This window comes from Actinomadura rubrobrunea NBRC 15275, assembly GCF_001552235.1.
Lineage (GTDB): Bacteria > Actinomycetota > Actinomycetes > Streptosporangiales > Streptosporangiaceae > Spirillospora > Spirillospora viridilutea.
This window is the reverse complement of record NZ_BCQU01000038.1, coordinates 43,472-59,999: the sequence shown is the minus strand read 5'-3', so window position 1 is coordinate 59,999 and position 16,528 is coordinate 43,472. Positions and strand designations below refer to the sequence as shown.

Below are 16,528 nucleotides of genomic sequence, written 5' to 3'. Positions count from 1 at the left end.
CGGCGTCGAGCGGTCGCCGCGGGGCGGGCGGCCGGGCGGCGACGGGACGCTCGGGGCCGGACGCGGGCGCGCCGTGTCCGGCGGCGGGGTCCGGTTCGGCGTGCGGGTCGCGCGGCGCTTCGGAGGACGATTCGGCGGACGATTCGGCGGACACGGCCTTCCCCCTTCGGAGTTGGTCGCCCGCCGAACGCCTTTTCCGGGGCCCGAGACGCCGGAATAGGACGTAAACTCGAAATGGTCGAAATTCGGCGGCCGACTGACGTGCCGTCGCCCCGAATTTAACGCGCCCCGGCGTTCTCCGCCTTGCGTCCGAGCCAAATGGCGGTGACCCACAACGCGCCGAACAGCGCGCCGAGGAAGAACATCGTCGGCACCATGAAACCGGTGGCGATGATGAGGACCTGCAGGACGCCGCCCGCGGGCACCGCCCATCCGAAGCGCAGCAGCCCGGCCAGCACCACGCACAGCCCGGCCAGCCCGCCGCACACCGCCCCGGCCACCGCGCCGTCCACGCCCAGCACCGCGACGGCCACGGGGATGGCCAGCGCGATCACGATCGCCTCGCAGGTCAGGATCGTCGCCAGCATCCTTCTCATCGCGTCACCCCGCTCGTCACCCGACCCGTCGTCAGTCCCGTCGCCGGACCTACCGCCCGGCTCGTCCCCCGGCCCGTCATCCGCCGGCCGCCGACGCGCCGCCGGGGGCGCCGACGCGCAGGAGGGTGCGGGCGTCGCCGACGGTGACCACCGAGCCGGTGATCAGCACGCCCGCGCCCGCGTACTCGCCGGTCTCCTCGGCCAGGCCGATGGCGCGGTCGATGGCGTCGTCCAGGCGCGGCACGAGGTGGACGCGCTCGGCGCCGAAGATCCCTTCGGCCACCTCCGCCAGCTCCTCGGGGGCCATGGAGCGGGGCGAGGAGTTGCGCGTGACGACGACTTCGGCCAGCACCGGTTCGAGCTGGTCGAGCACGCCGGGCACGTCCTTGTCGGCGGCCACGGCCACGACGCCGACCAGGCGGCTGAAGGCGAAGGACTCGTGGATCGCCTCCACCGTCGCGGCCATGCCCGCGGGGTTGTGCGCCACGTCCAGCAGGACGGTCGGGCCGGTGCGCGCCACCTCCAGCCGACCCGGGGAGGTGGCCTTGGCGAACCCGCTGCGCACGAGCGCCGGGTCGAGCTGCCCCTCCTCGCCGCCCGCGTAGTCGTCCCCGGCGGCGATGCGGGTGGCCGCCTCCAGGCCGGCCTGGCCGCGGGAGGGCGCGCCGGACGCGAACGCCTCGACGGCGGCCAGCGCGACGGCCGCGTTGCCCGCCTGGTGCGCGCCGAACAGGGGCAGGAAGATCTCGTCGTAGGTGCCGTGCAGGCCGCGCAGCCGCAGCTGCTGGCCGCCGACCGCGACGTCCCGGTGCAGCACGCCGAACTCGATGCCCTCGCGGGCCGCCACGGCGCCGGTCTCGGCCACGCGGCGCAGCAGCACCTCGGCGGCGGGCAGCGACTGCTGGGCCAGCACCGCCACCGCGCCCGGCTTGATGATCCCCGCCTTCTCCGCCGCGATCCGCTCGATCGTCTGGCCGAGGTGGCGGGTGTGGTCCAGCCCGATGGGGGTGACGACGGCCACGTCGCCGTCGGCGACGTTGGTGGCGTCCCAGGAGCCGCCCATGCCGACCTCGACCACGGCGACGTCCACCGGCGCGTCGGCGAACGCCGCGAACGCCATGGCGGTCAGGACCTCGAAGAACGACACCCGCACGCCCCGGTGCTTGTCGTCCACCAGCCGCACGTACGGCAGCACGTCCCGCAGCACCTCGACGAAGCGCTGCTCGCCGATCGGCTCCCCGTCCACGGCGATCCGCTCGTGCAGGGCGCTCAGCTCCGGGCTGGTGAACAGGCCGGTGCGCAGTCCGCGCTCGCGCAGCAGCGTCTCGATCAGGCGGGCGGTGCTGGTCTTGCCGTTGGTGCCGGTGACGTGGATCACCGGGTAGGCGCGCTGCGGCTCCCCCAGCACGTCGACCAGATCGCGCATGCGGTCGAGGGACGGTTCGATCTCCCACTCGACGCCGCGGCCCATGATCTCCCGGACGGCGGCACGGTAGTCGGACGGCTCTTCCACCAGGTTCACGATGCTCCATGCTGCGTCGACTGACCTTTGCAGCCTATCGCCGCCCGCGCGCGCGGCGCCCCCGGTCCCCGGTGGGAGTCCCCGGTGGGAGCATGGACGCCATGGCGCGGTCGGAAGGGGCGGCGGACGCCGAGGAGGTGTTCTTCCGCGAGTGGCGCGCGCGCCGTCCCGGGCAGACGCGGGACGTGGCCAGGGCGCGCCGGGTCGCCGACCTCCTGGGCGTGGGCGCCCCGCGGGCTCCGGTGCTGGCGGTGGTGGGCTCGAAAGGGAAGGGCACGGCGGCGACGTACGCGTCCGCCTGCCTGGCCGCCGCGGGGTGGCGGGTCTGCACGGTGACGAGCCCCGGGCTGCGCGGCAACACCGACCGCATCCGGGTGGACGGCCGCGCCGTCGACGTCGACGTCTTGGGCGCGCTCGCCGCCCGGCTCGAGGAGGCGTTGCGCCGGATGCCGCCTCCCGACCGCGGCTACCTGTCCCCCGCCGGACTGTTCACGATCGCGGGCGCGGTGCACGCGCACGAGGCGGGCGCGGACGCGCTGGTGCTGGAGGCGGCCATGGGCGGGCGGTCTGACGAGGCGGCGCTGTTCGCCCCGGCGGTCGTCGCGATCACCCCGATCTTCGGGGAGCACCTGGGCGTGCTCGGCGACACGGTCGAGGCGATCGCCGCCGAGAAGGCGGGGGCGGTCGCCCCGGGCACGCGGGCGGTCGTGTCGGCGCCACAGGAGCCCGCGGTCGCCGAGGTGCTGGACGGCGTGGTGGCCGCACGCACCGGCGGGGGCGCCGCCGTCGAGTACATGACCGGGGACGGCGTCGACGCGCCCGCCGCGGCGCTGCCGGACGGGCTGGGACGCGTGAGCGCCCTGGTCGGCGTCGCGGCCGGGCTGCGGCTGCTGCGGGCGGTCGGCGCGCCCGGGCCGCCGCGGACGCGGCTGCGCGACGTCCTGGCGTCGGTGCGGCTGCCGGGCCGCCTGTCGTGGCACCGGCTGCCCGGCGCGGACACCGACGTCCTGGCCGACGCGGCGATCGACGGCGTCGGCGTCGCCGCCGCCGTGGACGCCGCGCGCGCCCGCTGGGGCGGAATCGACCACGCCCTGGTCTGCCTGCCCGACCACAAGGACCTGGACGGCGCCGCGGCCGCGCTCGGATCGCTGCCGGTCACGTTCGTGCGGCTGCCTTACGCGCACCTGCGGTTCACCCGGCCGCTCCCGCCGCACTGGACGGTGATCGACGCGTCCGCCCTCACCCGCCGGCGCGTCGCGGCCCTGGGGCGGCGCGTCGTCGCCGTCGGCACCGTCTACTTCGTCGGCCTCGTGCTCGACCTGGTGGACGCCGACACCGAGCGGCTCTTCACCGCCGGCTGATCACTTCTCCAGGTCGGCGCGCATGCGGCGCATCAGCTCGGCCATCCGGGGGATCTCGTCGCCCACGGTCGGCAGGTTGGACGCCACGAACCCGAACGAGGACGGCGTCGCCCACGAGCAGTACACGTGCACGTCGGACAGGACGGCGAACGTGCCGCACATGCCGCGGCCGCCGCCCCGCCCCGGCCGCACCTCCCGCGTCGTGAGCACGGTGCTGGGGCGGGCCTTGCGCAGGAACGCGGCGGGATCGCCGATCTGGCCGGTGCCGCCGATGAACACCACGTTCTGCGTGCGCGCCGGCAGATCGGCGTACACGGCCGACACGTTGCCCGGCCGCTCCGCGCCGCCCGCGCGCACCGCCGCCGCGATGAACGGGTAGGCCGCGCTGGCGGCGGGCAGGCCGGGAGCGCGCTGGAGGCCGCCCGCGGACGCCGCCGCCGTGACGCGGTGCTTGGGGGCCTTCTGCCCGCCGGTGCGCTGCGCGGTGCCGCCGCCCGAGTTCAGCATGAACGCCCCGACGCCCAGTGCGGCCACGATCCCGACGGCCGCGGCCAACGCCAGGATCACGCCGGCGCGGCGCGCCGTGCGCCCTTTCGCCTGCGCCGCGGCGGGCTGCGGCCCCGTCGACACCACGGGATGCGCGCCGGACGTCACGGCGCCGTGCCCGCCCGTCGTCACCGCCGGGTGCGGACCGGACGTCACCGCGGGGTGCGCGCCGGACGTCACCGACGCCCCGTGCGCCATGGGAATGGCGTGCGGGCCGGTCGAGACGTCTTCGGCCGTCCCGGCCAGATCGGGAACGCGCTGGGGACCGGTGCCCGCCTCGGCGGGCGCCTGCATCCACCACGGTTGGGCCGGGGGCGCCACGGCGGGCTCCGGTCTCGTCGGCGCCGGGCCCGCCGCCGCGCCGTCGAGAGCGGGCATCTCCATGTCGACGGCCGTGGTGGGGACGGCGGACGCCACGGGAGGGGCGGACGCTCCCACGGGAGGAGGGGACGCGGGGACCGAACCGTCACCCGCCTCATCCGACGCATCGGAGCGATGCGGCGATTCAGCCAACGACCCTCCCGACAGTCACATCCAGCCCCGAAGTACGCGGATCACCACAACGATCACACGGGATGGTAACGCCGCCGGGCCGGGCGCGCCCCGCGTTCGGCACACCCGGCCCGGCGTCGCGTCCCGTCCGCGGGCGGCGCCTCAGGCGGCGGGCAGCGCGGCCAGCTGCGCCTCCAGACGCGCGATCTCGGCCTCGGCCTGGCTGAGCCGGTCGCGGGTCTTGGCGACCACGGCCTCGGGCGCCTTGGCGACGAACGACTCGTTGCCGAGCTTGCGGCGGGCCTGCTCGGCCTCCTTGCGGGCGTTGGCCAGGTCCTTCTCCAGGCGCTTGCGCTCGGCGGCCACGTCGATGGCCCCGTGGGTGTCCAGCCGGACGGTCACGCCCTCCACCGGCAGCGACGCGGTGGCCGAGAAGCCCTCGCCCGGCGCGTCCAGGCGCAGCAGCATCCGCACGCCCGGCTCGTGGGCGGCCAGCGGCGACTCGCCCCACTCCAGGGCGGCGGCGACCCGCTGCCCCGGCTTGAGGCCCTGGTCGGCACGGAACCGCCGGACCTCGGTGACCAGCCGCTGCAGCGACGCCACCAGCGCCTCGGCGTCCTCGTCGCGCCGCGCCCGGTCCGGCTGCGGCCACTCGGCCCGCACGATCGTCTCCCGGCCCGTCAGCGACGTCCACAGCTCCTCGGTGACGAACGGGACGACCGGGTGCAGCAGTCGCAGCAGGTTGTCCAGCACCTCGCCGAGGACGCGGCGCGTGGACTCGGCGGTCGCGGGGTCGTCGAGCTGGACCTTGGACAGCTCGACGTACCAGTCGCACACCTCGTCCCACGCGAAGTGGTACAGCGTCTCGCACGCCTTGGCGAACTCGAAGGACTCCAGGTGCCCGTCGACCTCGGCGATCACCTTCTGCAGCCGCGACAGCACCCACCGGTCGACGGTCGTCAGCCCCTCGGAGGGCAGCTCGCCGCGCACGTGCGCGCCGTTCATCAACGCGAACCGGGTCGCGTTCCACAGCTTGTTGCAGAAGTTGCGCGAGCCCTGCGCCCACTCGTCGGCCACCGGCACGTCGCCGCCGGGGTTGGCGCCGCGCAGCAGCGTGAACCGGGTGGCGTCGGCGCCGTACCGGTCGATCCAGTCCAGCGGGTCGACGACGTTGCCGAACGACTTGGACATCTTCTTGCCGTGCTGGTCGCGCACCATGCCGTGCAGCGCGATCACCTTGAACGGCTCGACCCCGTCCATCGCGTACAGCCCGAACATCATCATCCGGGCGACCCAGAAGAACAGGATGTCGTAGCCGGTGACCAGCACCGACGTCGGGTAGAAGCGCTCCAGGTCGGGGGTGCGCTCCGGCCAGCCGAAGGTGGAGAACGGCCACAGCGCCGAGGAGAACCAGGTGTCGAGGACGTCGGTGTCCTGGGTCCACCCGGCGGGCGGCTCCTCGTCCGGGCCCGGGCACATCGTCTGCCCGTCCGGCCCGTACCACACCGGGATGCGGTGCCCCCACCACAGCTGGCGGCTGATGCACCAGTCGTGCATGTTGTCGACCCACTCGAAGTAGCGGGCCGCCATCTCCGGCGGGTGGATCTTCACGCGGCCCTCGCGGACGGCGTCGCCGGCGGCCTTGGCCAGCGGCGCGACCTTGACGAACCACTGCAGCGACACCCGCGGCTCGACGACGGTGGAGCAGCGCTGGCAGTGCCCCACCGAGTGCACGTACGGGCGGACCTCCTTGACGATCCGGCCCTGCTGGCGCAGCGCGGCCACCACGGCGGGCCGCGCCTCGAACCGGTCGAGGCCCTCGAACGGGCCGTGCGCGGTGATGACGCCGCGCTCGTCCATGATCGTCAGCGAGGGCAGATCGTGCCGCCGCCCGATCTCGAAGTCGTTGGGGTCGTGCGCCGGGGTGACCTTCACCGCGCCGGTGCCGAACTCCGGGTCGACGTGCTCGTCGGCCACCACCGGGATGCGCCGCCCGGTCAGCGGCAGCTCGATCTCCCGGCCCACCATGTGCCGGTAGCGCTCGTCGTCGGGGTGCACGGCCACCGCGGTGTCGCCGAGCATCGTCTCGGCCCGGGTGGTCGCCACGACGATCTCGTCCTCGCCGGACCCGTACCGGATCGACACGAGCTCGCCCTCGCGCTCGGCGTGCTCGACCTCGATGTCCGACAGCGCGGTCAGGCAGCGCGGGCACCAGTTGATGATCCGCTCGGCCCGGTAGATCAGACCGTCGTCGAACAGCCGCTTGAAGATCGTGCGGACGGCGCGGGCGCGGGCCTCGTCCATGGTGAACGCCTCGCGGCCCCAGTCCACGCTGTCGCCGAGGCGGCGCATCTGCCCGAGGATCCGGCCGCCGGACTCGGCCTTCCACGCCCAGACCCGCTCCACGAACGCCTCGCGGCCCAGGTCGTGCCGGGACTTGCCCTCCTTGGCCAGCTCCCGCTCCACGACGTTCTGGGTGGCGATCCCGGCGTGGTCCATGCCGGGCACCCACACGGTCTCGTAGCCCTGCATGCGGCGGCGCCGCACCAGCGCGTCCTGGATGGAGTGGTCCAGGGCGTGCCCCATGTGCAGCGACCCGGTCACGTTGGGCGGCGGGATGACGATCGAGTAGGCCGGTCGGTCCGGGTACCGCGCCGGATCGGCGGCGAAGTACCCTGCCGATACCCAGCGCTCGTAGAGCCTGCCCTCGACGTCGGCCGGTTGATACTTGGTGGGCAGATCGACGTGGGCGGCCGTCCGGCCGCGCTCAGTGCTGGGCGTTGTCACGGGCCCAGATTCTACGGGCCCCGGGACGGTAGAACGCGCGGCCCTCGTGATGCGTCCAACTATCAGCCCCCTGCGGGCGGACGTCCGCGCCGTCCGGACTCTTCGAGGAGTGACATGAGCGGTTGGAACCCCCCACCCGCGCCGGGAGGCCCTCCCGGCGGAGGCATCCCCTACGGGCCCGGCCCGCAACCCCCCGGCTACCCGCCCGGCCCGATGCCCGGACCGTACGCGCCGCCGCCCCCGCGGCGGTCCTCCTCCGCGCCCCTGGTGATCGGGCTTCTCGCCGTGCTGGCCGTGGCGGTGGTCGCCGTCGTGGTGGTGGCCGTCGTCATGGTCGGCGGCGGTCCCAGCTCCATCAGCACCCCGGCCACGGCCGGCGGGTTGACCCGCAACTACTCCGCCGAGAGCCAGCTGGGCACGCAGATCAGCGCCCAGCGGTCGAGCCTGAGCAGGCTGGGCGGCTCGGACGTCGACGAGATCAAGACCGCGGTCTACGGCACGGGCACCGATCGGTACCTGTTCATCGGCGGCACCGGCAGCTTCGACCCCGACCGGCTGCAGAGCGACTTCCGGAACGCCATGAACGCCGTCGGCACCGGCAGCGTGTCCGTGATCACGATCCCGCTGGCCGACCCGGGCGGGGACGGCGAGGCGGTCTGCGCGTCGATCCGCGCCAGCGTGCCCGGCAGCTCCCTGTCGTACTCGACGGCCAGCTGCGTGTGGATGACCAAGAAGACCTTCGGGATGGTCACCCCCGCCCCGCAGACCACCACGACGCTGGGCGGCACGCGCAGCTACTCCTACGGCACCGTCGCCGATCAGATGCGCCGCATGCGCAAGGACGTGGAGAGCTGACCCGAAAATCCCGCCGGGATCGGGACACGGGTCCCCTGACGCCGGGTCGTCCCACCCGCGAGGCTGACCGCGGAGGTTCTGCCTCCGCGGTCCGCGGGCGCCGGGACGACGGGCACGACGGCAGGAGGTGTGATGGCGGCGGGAGTGGGGCGCGTCGCCGCCCTCGCCGCGGCGTTCGCCGCCGGTGCGGCGGCCGCGCACCTGGCCAGCATCCCCCGCCTGCACCGGCTCACCCACGACCTGCAGCGCTCGCGCCAACGCATCCTGGCCGCCCGCGAGGAGGAGCGGCGGCGGCTGCGGCACGACCTGCACGACGGGCTCGGCCCCACCCTGGCCAGCCTGGCCGTCTCCCTGGACGCCGCCCGCCTCACCCTGAACGGAGAGCCCGAACGCGTCGCGCCGCTGCTGTCGGAGCTGCGCGACCGGCTGGCCACGACCGTCGCCCAGATCCGGGAACTGGCGCACGGGCTGCGTCCGCCCGCGCTGGACGACCTGGGCCTCGCCGGGGCGGTCGAGGCGCTGGCCGCGGGCTGCTGCGAACGCGTCGACGTGCGGGTGGAAGGCCTCGGCAAGGACGCCGAGGTCCTGCCCGCCGCGGTGGAGGTCGCCGCCTACCGCATCGCGCGCGAGGCGTTGGCGAACGTCCGCGCCCACGCCCGCGCCGACGCGGTGCTGGTGCTGCTGAACCGGGACGCCGCCCTGCACCTGATGATCGCCGACTCGGGCGTCGGCCTGCCCGACCAGGCCGCCCGGGACGCCTCCGACGACCACCGCCCGCGGCGCCGCGGCGGCCTCGCCGCGATGCGCGAGTGGGCCGCCGAGGTCGGCGGCACCTGCCTCATCACCTCGCGGCCGGGCGCGGGCACCATCGTCTCGGCCCGCCTCCCCCTGGCCGTCCCCGACTACCATCGGCCTTCCGGCGAGTGAAGGCGAGCGGAGCGCGACGATGACCGAGCCGGAGCGGACCGGCGAGCCCATCCGGGTGCTGATCACCGACGACCACCCGATCTACCGGCAGGGCCTGCGGAGCCTGCTGCAGGCCCTCGGCGTCGAGGTGGTCGCCGAGGCCGAGAACGGCCCCGACGCGGTGCGGCTGGCCGCCGAACTGCAGCCCGACGTGGTCGTGATGGACCTGCAGATGCCCGGCGGCAACGGCATCGAGGCCACCCGCACCATCACCCGCACCAGCCCGCGCATCGGCGTGCTGGTGCTCACGATGTTCCGCGACGACGACTCGGTGTTCGCCGCCATGCGCGCCGGCGCCCGCGGCTACCTGCTCAAGGAGTCCGGCGCCGAGGAGATCGCCCGCGCCGTCCGCGCCGTCGCCGCGGGCGAGGCCATCTACGGCCCGGAGATCGCCCGCCGGGTGCTGGCGTACTTCACCGAGATGCCCGACCCCCGCCAGGCGGCCTTCCCGCAGCTCACCGAGCGCGAACGCGAGGTCCTGGAACTGATCGCCCAGGGCCGCAGCAACGCCGAGATCGCCGCCACCCTCTTCCTCAGCCAGAAGACCGTGCGCAACCACGTGTCGAACATCTTCATGAAACTCCACGTCGCCGACCGCGCCCAGGCCATCGTCGTGGCGCGCGAGGCCGGCCTGGGCGACCCCAACCGCCACACCACCCCCCGCTGACCCCCCGCGGCTGCACCCCCACAACGACGCCACCTCCCCAGTCGGCATCCCCAGAGCAGCCTCTGACGGGGACGCTTTGAAGACCGTTCAGGGCGGCGGCACGGCCCACCGCCGCTCCACCTGCCGGACGCCCCGGAGATCTTCCGGGCACAGGCCGGGGAAGCGGACTGCGGCGGCATCGCGGCCGCCGAACGGGCGCGGCCCTGCGCGCCGGTGCGGTCGCCGTCGGCCTCATCGCTCGGCGGCGGGCGCTGTCGGCAGCAATCTGATCGAGCTGGAGCTCTCGGAACTCCGACGAAGAGGCCCGAGCGAAATCGGCCGGCGCGTTCACGCGGCCTCAGCGGCGGGCCTTTGCGCACTGGCGCACGCACGGCGGCCCGAGGGCGACTCGCCCGCCTCGATCACTCCGCAGGGCGGGAATCAGGCACCGCGCGGCCCGTCAGGGCGAACGTCAAGCCGACTGAGCCGTGGCCGCACAGGGGTTCTGGGCACGCGCCAACCCGCCAAGACGTGGGTCCCAGGATGAAGAACGGCCAGTGACCGGCCGCAACCACCGCTTCGCTGGAGCCCTCAGGAATTCCCTGGAGCCCTCAGGAAGCAGCACGGGCACGGCGGAGGCGAGGTCAGCTCACCGAGCCGGGGTGCCCCGCCCCGCGTGCCCGGGTGCTACGCGGACTTCTCGCGGGGTTCGCGCTTGGCGCGTTCGCGCGGGACGAGGGTGGGGTTGACGTGCTCCAGCACGGCCTCGCGGGTGATGACGACGCGGGCGACGTCCTGGCGGCTCGGCACCTCGTACATCACCGAGAGGAGGACCTCCTCCATGATCGCGCGCAGGCCGCGGGCGCCGGTGCCGCGCAGGATCGCCTGGTCGGCGATGGCCTCCAGCGCGTCGGGGGTGAACTCCAGGTCCACGCCGTCCAGCTCGAACAGCCGGTGGTACTGCTTGACCAGCGCGTTCTTGGGCTCGGTGAGGATGTTGATCAGCGCCTGCCGGTCCAGGTTGTGGACGCTGGTGATGATCGGGAGGCGGCCGATGAACTCGGGGATCATCCCGAACTTCAGCAGGTCCTCGGGCATCACCTCGGCCAGCAGATTGCTGGTCTCGGCGTAGTCGTCCTTGGAGCGGATGACCGCGCCGAAGCCCATGCCCTGCTTCCCCACCCGGGACTCGATGATCTTCTCGAGCCCCGCGAAGGCGCCGCCGCAGATGAACAGCACGTTGGTGGTGTCGATCTGGATGAACTCCTGGTGAGGGTGCTTGCGGCCGCCCTGCGGCGGGACGCTCGCGGTGGTCCCCTCCAGGATCTTCAGCAGCGCCTGCTGGACGCCCTCGCCGGACACGTCGCGAGTGATCGACGGGTTCTCGCTCTTGCGGGCGATCTTGTCGACCTCGTCGATGTAGATGATCCCGGTCTCGGCCTTCTTGACGTCGTAGTCGGCCGCCTGGATCAGCTTGAGCAGGATGTTCTCGACGTCCTCGCCGACGTATCCGGCCTCCGTCAGCGCCGTCGCGTCCGCGATGGCGAACGGCACGTTGAGGAGCTTGGCGAGCGTCTGCGCGAGCAGCGTCTTACCCGAGCCGGTCGGCCCCAGCAGGAGGATGTTCGACTTGGCCAGCTCGACCTGGTCGTCCCGCCCGGTGTCGCCGGACTGGATGCGCTTGTAGTGGTTGTAGACGGCCACCGACAGCGCCTTCTTGGCGGCCTCCTGCCCGATGACGTAGGAGTCCAGGAACTCGTAGATCTCCCGCGGCTTGGGCAGGCTGTCCCACTTGAGGTCGGAGGACTCGGCGAGCTCCTCCTCGATGATCTCGTTGCAGAGGTCGATGCACTCGTCGCAGATGTACACGCCCGGACCCGCGATGAGCTTCTTGACCTGCTTCTGGCTCTTCCCGCAGAACGAGCACTTGAGCAGGTCACCACCGTCGCCGATGCGTGCCACCCAACTGTCTCCTTTTCGTGGGGCCGCCCGCCTGTGAGGATGCGGCGCAGCTCGGTTGCGTGTCCCGAAGGCTCTCGACGTTGGAATCGACGTTACCGTCTCCAACGGACTTGGTAAGCCCCTCGCCCGGAAGAAAGACGACCGGGCTGGGGGCCTCCCAGGTCCAGGTGCCGTCTCAGGACGACACTACCTCGGCCCTGCGCTTCCTGCTGACGAAGACATCGTCGATCAGACCGTACTCCTTCGCCTCGTTGGCGGTGAGGATCTTGTCGCGCTCGATGTCCCGCCGCACCTGCTCGACGCTCTTGCCGCTGTGCCGGGCCAGGATCTCCTCCAGCTGCTCGCGGATGCGCATGATCTCGCGGGCCTGGATCTCGATGTCGCTGGCCTGGCCGTAGGTGCCCTCGGTGGCCGGCTGGTGGATGAAGATCCGCGAGTTCGGCAGCGCCGCGCGCTTGCCCGGGGTGCCGGCCGCCAGCAGCACCGCCGCGGCGGAGGCCGCCTGCCCGATGCAGACCGTCTGGATGTCGGGCTTGACGAACTGCATCGTGTCGTAGATCGCCGTCATGGCGGTGAACGAACCGCCGGGCGAGTTGATGTAGATGCTGATGTCCCGGTCCGGGTCGATCGACTCCAGGGTGATCAGCTGGGCCATCACGTCGTTGGCCGAGGCGTCGTCGATCTGCACGCCGAGGAAGATGATCCGCTCCTCGAAGAGCTTGTTGTACGGGTTCATCTCCTTGACCCCGTACGTGGTGCGCTCGACGAAGGAGGGGACGATGTACCGGTTGTCCACGGGCATCGGCGCGCGCCCGCCCTGGATCAAGTCGTACGCGCCGGGCCGGATGAGCTCGCTCACTGGAAGTGCCTCCGCTTTCGTGCGGGTGATCAGGAGACGGGGCCCTCGGAGGGCACCTGGTTGGCGCTGAGCACCACGTGGTCGACGAAGCCGTAGTCGCGGGCCTCCTCGGCGGTGAACCAGCGGTCCCGGTCGGAGTCCTTCTCGATCTGCTCGACCGTCTGACCGGTGTGCGCGGCGATCCGCTCCGCCAGCGTCTTCTTGACGTAGAGCATCTGCTCCGCCTGGATCTTGATGTCGGAGGCGGTGCCGCCGATGCCGCCGGACGGCTGGTGCATCATGATCCGCGCGTGCGGCAGGGCGTAGCGCTTGCCGCGGGTGCCCGCGCACAGCAGGAACTGCCCCATCGACGCGGCCAGGCCCATGGCGACGGTCACGATGTCGTTCGGCACGTACTGCATGACGTCGTAGATCGCCATGCCGGCGGTGACCGATCCGCCGGGCGAGTTGATGTAGAGGGTGATGTCGCGCTGCCCGTCCTCGGCCGACAGCAGCAGAAGCTCGGCGCAGATGCGGTTGGCGATGTCGTCGTCGACCTGCTGGCCCAGGACGACGATGCGCTCACGCAGGAGGCGCTGGAACAGCTGCTCGCTGAGCGGCAGGAGGGGCGTCTCGGCGACCCTCGAGTGGATCGGCCACTGGTCGTTCGTCGGAGGCATGCTCACCGGTGTGTTCCTCCGGTCCTTTTATCGGTTCGGATGATTGGACATTAACGCGCTGGGGCGACCGTTCACGCCGGGAGGGCTGCCTTTTCGCTGGGGGCGTACCCGCGACGCCCGGAGCCGCCGGGACGCCTCGCCCTCCTGCCTTCCGCACACGGGGATCTTCGCGCACGTTAGGGGCGCTCAGCGCTCCCCTCCCGTTCCCCCTCTGCGGCTCCGCAAGCCACGGTGACGCCCGAACCCTGCCCTTCCGCCGCCCTGCACGCCTCCAACGGCGTCTACGGCCACGCGTCTGCGACCGCAGCTCCCAGTCATACAGTCGCCCGCCCATTGGTCTCGAACGGTCCGCACCTGACCAACTCCTGTAGGTAACGACATGGTCAGGCGAGCGCTTGACCGTTATGGGCGGGTCACAGAAGCAAGATGAGGAAGATGATGCGGCGCCAAATCAAGGCCATTGGGGATCGCGTGACAAGTATGAGCTGAGAGCTACGTCCGCCCCATGCCGGGCGCCCCTGGCGCTATGCGCGGTAACGGCCCGCGCGCGACGCTCTGCTGAGGCAGAAGCGTTGCACGACGCCCGACGAGGGACGCCCCGTTCGACCTGCGTAAGAACGCCGGGGCGCCGAGAGACTCCTCTGAGGTCGCGGCATCCGCCCACACCGGCTCTCTGCTGCTGGCGGTGCGTTCCTTCCCGCCTGCAAGTTAGGTAGCGATCTGGACGCCGGGAGACGCGCCGTCAGCTTGGCGAGGTACACGGTGCGGGCGGGGGACGAGCCGGTGTGGCGGGAGAGGTGATCGGCGCTGGCGATGTGCTGGATGCCCAGGCCTTCGAGGAGGCGATTGGCGACGCCGACGATTACAGGCCGCTCTCATGATCCTCTGCCGCCCGGCGGCGTTGTCGGGTCGATGGATTCACGCACGCTGGACGGCCTGGACTGGGTGTGTTGTTCGGACAGGTGGGTGACTCGGCTGGCTGGGCGGGCGGCGAACCAGGCCGCGGTACGGATCAGGAACGCGGCACAGGTGGCCGCGGTCTCGTCGGCCAGGATCTCGATGTAGGCCAGACGGGTCGTCCAGCGCGGTGTGCAGGTTGGAGGTCGCAGTCGCCGTCGCGGCGTTGGTTGGCACGACCCTGGCACGCCCGACAACCCGTGCCCGCCGCCGTCCGGGGGTTGCGGCCGAGTTCTTGACGTCGAACCAGGCCGCTGGGGCAATGGTGCTATAGCGGCGGATGGGGGCGCCGGCGGCCCAGTCGCACGCCTCCAGGGGCGCCACGCGGCTCCTGCTGGGTAGGCGTCTCCCGTGCAGCGCGGGCTGGGTCAAGGACGTGTGCGAGCCCGAGGCGTCGAGCGGACGGGCATGCTGAACGAGGCGCGGCGGTACGCGTCCAAGCGGATCTTCCACGTGGAGATCGAGGCGCGGCTGTCCACGGACAGCCCTGGCCACGCCTTGGCGGCTGGGAGCGATGCGACGCGCGTCGTGGTCGCTCGCGAGGGCAGGGCGGTTTGAAGGCCGCTGTTCGGCTCGAGGACTGCGCGTCGCCGGGCACGCGCGCCGCCCCGCGCTTGCGCACGATGGCCTGCCCGGCGACGACGGACGCGGCGGCGTGTTGAAACGTGCCGTCCTTGCGGACGTCAGGCGACGCTGGGCCGCCGGGCCCAGCAGTCCGACGGGCCGGGCGGCGCGCGCCGCCTGCCGGCGTCGCCCCGGAGGGCGCGCCGGTCAGGCGGGCGGCCGCACCGGCGTCGTCAGGAGTCAGTCCTTCTTGTCGCCCTGGTCGGCCTCGGCGCTCTCGGAGGAGGAGGTCTCCGCGGACGTCTCCGTCTCGGCGGTCTCCGCGGACTCGTCGGCCTCCTCGGACTCGGCCCGAGGCGGCTCGCCGCTCAGCTCGCGCTGGATCGCCTCGACGTCGAGCTCGTTGCCGGACTCGTCCTTGATCGTGATGTGCTCGACGACCAGGTTGAGGGCCTTGTTGCGCAGCACCTCGTTGACCACCGCCGGCAGCTGGTTGTTCTCGGTGAGGTACTGGGCCAGCTGCTGCGGCGGCACGTTCATCTGCATGGCCTGCGCGACGACGTACTCGCTGAGCTCCTCGTTCTGGACGCTGAGCTCCTCCTGGACGGCGAGCTGGTCGAGCACGAACCCGCCCTTGACCGCCTGGCGGGCCGCCTCGGCGACCTCGGCGTCGAAGTCCTCCTCGGACTTGTCCTCGTTCTTGAGGTAGTCGGCCTTGGTCATGCCCGCCATCTGCAGCTGCTGCTCGAGCTGCTGGTTGCGGCGCTTGATCTCCTCCTCGACCACCCGCTCCGGCAGCGGGATGTCGATCTGCTCGAGCAGGGCCTCGAGGGCGCGGTCGCGGGCCTGGGCGAGCTGCTGCATGCGCATCTGCCGCTCGAGGCGGGTGCGCACGTCCGCGCGCAGCTCCTCCAGCGTGTCGAACTCGCTGGCCAGCTGGGCGAACTCGTCGTCGAGCTCGGGCAGGTTCTTGACCTTGACGCTCTGCACGGTGGCGGTGATCTGGGCCTCCTCGCCGGCCCGCTCGCCGCCCTTGAGCGGGGCGGTGAAGGTGGTGCTCTCGCCCGCCTTCAGGCCGGTCAGGGCGTCGTCCAGGCCCTCCACCGACGCGTTGCTGCCGACCTCGTAGGACAGGCCGGCGGCGGAGGCGTCCTCGACGGCCTCGCCGTCGATCTCGGCCGCCAGGTCGATGACGGCGAAGTCGCCCTCCTGGACGGCGCGGTCGACGGTGGTGAGGGAGGCGAACCGCTCGCGCAGGTTGCCGATGGTCTCCTCGACCTTCTCGTCGGTGACGACCGCGTCGTCGACGACGACCTCCAGGCCGTCGTAGTCGGGGACCTCGAACTTGGGCCGGATGTCCACCTCGGCGGTGAACGCGAACTGCTCGCCGTCGTCGAGCCGGGTCACCTCGACGTCGGGCTGGCCGAGCACGTAGATCTCCGACTGCTCGACGGCGCGGCCGTACAGCTGCGGAAGCGCGTCGTTGACCGCCTCCTGCAGGACCGCGCCCCGGCCGACGTACTTGTCGATCAGCGGGGCGGGGACCTTGCCGGGCCGGAAGCCCTTGATCCGCACCTGACGCGCGATCTCCTTGTACGCCTTGTCGAGGTTCGGCTTGAGCTCGTCGAACGGAACCTCGACGGTGAGCTTGACCCGGGTCGGGGTCAGCTCCTCGACATCGGTCTTCACTGGGGTTGGTCTCCTTGATCGGGCGCTGTCTCGGCCGCGGCGTTCGACGCGTACTCAGCCGCCGGTG

The 16,528-nt window shown here is 72.4% G+C and carries 13 protein-coding genes; 5 read left to right on the top strand and 8 right to left on the bottom strand.

From position 1 onward, the window contains the following. Window positions 1-278: 278 nt before the first annotated feature. Window positions 279-596: a DUF4233 domain-containing protein gene (locus AR3_RS14150; protein WP_067914250.1), complete on the bottom strand. Its 318-nt coding sequence runs from the start codon at window positions 594-596 to the stop codon at window positions 279-281. A 76-nt stretch (window positions 597-672) separates the two neighbouring features. Continuing rightward, a complete protein-coding gene (locus tag AR3_RS14145; RefSeq protein ID WP_067914279.1) occupies window positions 673-2,067 on the bottom strand; it encodes a bifunctional folylpolyglutamate synthase/dihydrofolate synthase in 1,395 nt (464 codons plus the stop codon). Between the two features lie 152 nt (window positions 2,068-2,219). On the opposite strand from AR3_RS14145, the gene AR3_RS14140 reads away from it, so the two are divergent. Continuing rightward, a complete protein-coding gene (locus tag AR3_RS14140) occupies window positions 2,220-3,479 on the top strand; it encodes a folylpolyglutamate synthase/dihydrofolate synthase family protein (protein WP_067914276.1) in 1,260 nt (419 codons plus the stop codon). Here AR3_RS14140 and AR3_RS14135 read toward each other — a convergent pair whose 3' ends face one another. Continuing rightward, complete coding sequence (locus AR3_RS14135) at window positions 3,480-4,463, bottom strand: hypothetical protein (protein ID WP_146150303.1); 984 nt, start codon at window positions 4,461-4,463, stop codon at window positions 3,480-3,482. A gap of 216 nt (window positions 4,464-4,679) precedes the next feature. Then, complete coding sequence (locus AR3_RS14130; protein WP_067914244.1) at window positions 4,680-7,304, bottom strand: valine--tRNA ligase; 2,625 nt, start codon at window positions 7,302-7,304, stop codon at window positions 4,680-4,682. A 114-nt stretch (window positions 7,305-7,418) separates the two neighbouring features. On the opposite strand from AR3_RS14130, the gene AR3_RS14125 reads away from it, so the two are divergent. The 3 genes from AR3_RS14125 (at window position 7,419) to AR3_RS14115 (ending at window position 9,792) form a co-directional block, all read left to right on the top strand. After that, a complete protein-coding gene (locus AR3_RS14125) occupies window positions 7,419-8,159 on the top strand; it encodes a hypothetical protein (protein WP_146150302.1) in 741 nt (246 codons plus the stop codon). Window positions 8,160-8,291: 132 nt separating this feature from the next. After that, entirely contained in the window at window positions 8,292-9,086 is a 795-nt protein-coding gene (locus tag AR3_RS14120) for a sensor histidine kinase (RefSeq protein WP_083951487.1), read from the top strand. Window positions 9,087-9,105: 19 nt separating this feature from the next. After that, the gene (locus AR3_RS14115; protein WP_067914237.1) at window positions 9,106-9,792 is read left to right on the top strand and encodes a response regulator transcription factor; all 687 of its coding nucleotides are present in this window, start codon (window positions 9,106-9,108) and stop codon (window positions 9,790-9,792) included. 666 nt (window positions 9,793-10,458) lie between these two features. Here AR3_RS14115 and clpX read toward each other — a convergent pair. From clpX to AR3_RS14100, 3 genes are all read right to left on the bottom strand, one after another. Beyond that, the gene (gene clpX / locus AR3_RS14110) at window positions 10,459-11,733 is read right to left on the bottom strand and encodes an ATP-dependent Clp protease ATP-binding subunit ClpX (RefSeq protein ID WP_067914234.1); all 1,275 of its coding nucleotides are present in this window, start codon (window positions 11,731-11,733) and stop codon (window positions 10,459-10,461) included. Window positions 11,734-11,908: 175 nt separating this feature from the next. After that, window positions 11,909-12,535, bottom strand: a complete 627-nt coding sequence (locus AR3_RS14105) for an ATP-dependent Clp protease proteolytic subunit (protein ID WP_067914270.1) — start codon at window positions 12,533-12,535, stop codon at window positions 11,909-11,911. An 86-nt stretch (window positions 12,536-12,621) separates the two neighbouring features. Next, the gene (locus AR3_RS14100) at window positions 12,622-13,251 is read right to left on the bottom strand and encodes a ClpP family protease (RefSeq protein WP_067914267.1); all 630 of its coding nucleotides are present in this window, start codon (window positions 13,249-13,251) and stop codon (window positions 12,622-12,624) included. A gap of 1,335 nt (window positions 13,252-14,586) precedes the next feature. Here AR3_RS14100 and AR3_RS30560 point away from each other — a divergent pair. Then, entirely contained in the window at window positions 14,587-14,766 is a 180-nt protein-coding gene (locus AR3_RS30560) for a hypothetical protein (RefSeq protein ID WP_146150301.1), read from the top strand. Between the two features lie 246 nt (window positions 14,767-15,012). Here the strand turns inward: AR3_RS30560 and tig are convergent, their stop codons facing one another. Further along, on the bottom strand, window positions 15,013-16,461 hold the full coding sequence (tig, locus tag AR3_RS14095) for a trigger factor (protein ID WP_067914231.1): 1,449 nt from the start codon (window positions 16,459-16,461) through the stop codon (window positions 15,013-15,015). Between the last annotated feature and the right edge of the window lie 67 nt (window positions 16,462-16,528).

What these genes read in the sequence shown, in the direction of transcription:
- AR3_RS14120 (WP_083951487.1), top strand. Translation starts at nt 8,292, where the DNA reads ATGGCGGCGGGAGTGGGGCGCGTCGCCGCCCTCGCCGCGGCGTTCGCC.
- AR3_RS14105 (WP_067914270.1), bottom strand. Translation starts at nt 12,535, where the DNA reads ATGCCCGTGGACAACCGGTACATCGTCCCCTCCTTCGTCGAGCGCACC.
- AR3_RS14115 (WP_067914237.1), top strand. Translation starts at nt 9,106, where the DNA reads ATGACCGAGCCGGAGCGGACCGGCGAGCCCATCCGGGTGCTGATCACC.
- AR3_RS14140 (WP_067914276.1), top strand. Translation starts at nt 2,220, where the DNA reads ATGGCGCGGTCGGAAGGGGCGGCGGACGCCGAGGAGGTGTTCTTCCGC.
- AR3_RS14125 (WP_146150302.1), top strand. Translation starts at nt 7,419, where the DNA reads ATGAGCGGTTGGAACCCCCCACCCGCGCCGGGAGGCCCTCCCGGCGGA.
- AR3_RS14150 (WP_067914250.1), bottom strand. Translation starts at nt 596, where the DNA reads ATGAGAAGGATGCTGGCGACGATCCTGACCTGCGAGGCGATCGTGATC.
- AR3_RS14145 (WP_067914279.1), bottom strand. Translation starts at nt 2,067, where the DNA reads ATGGGCCGCGGCGTCGAGTGGGAGATCGAACCGTCCCTCGACCGCATG.
- AR3_RS14100 (WP_067914267.1), bottom strand. Translation starts at nt 13,251, where the DNA reads ATGCCTCCGACGAACGACCAGTGGCCGATCCACTCGAGGGTCGCCGAG.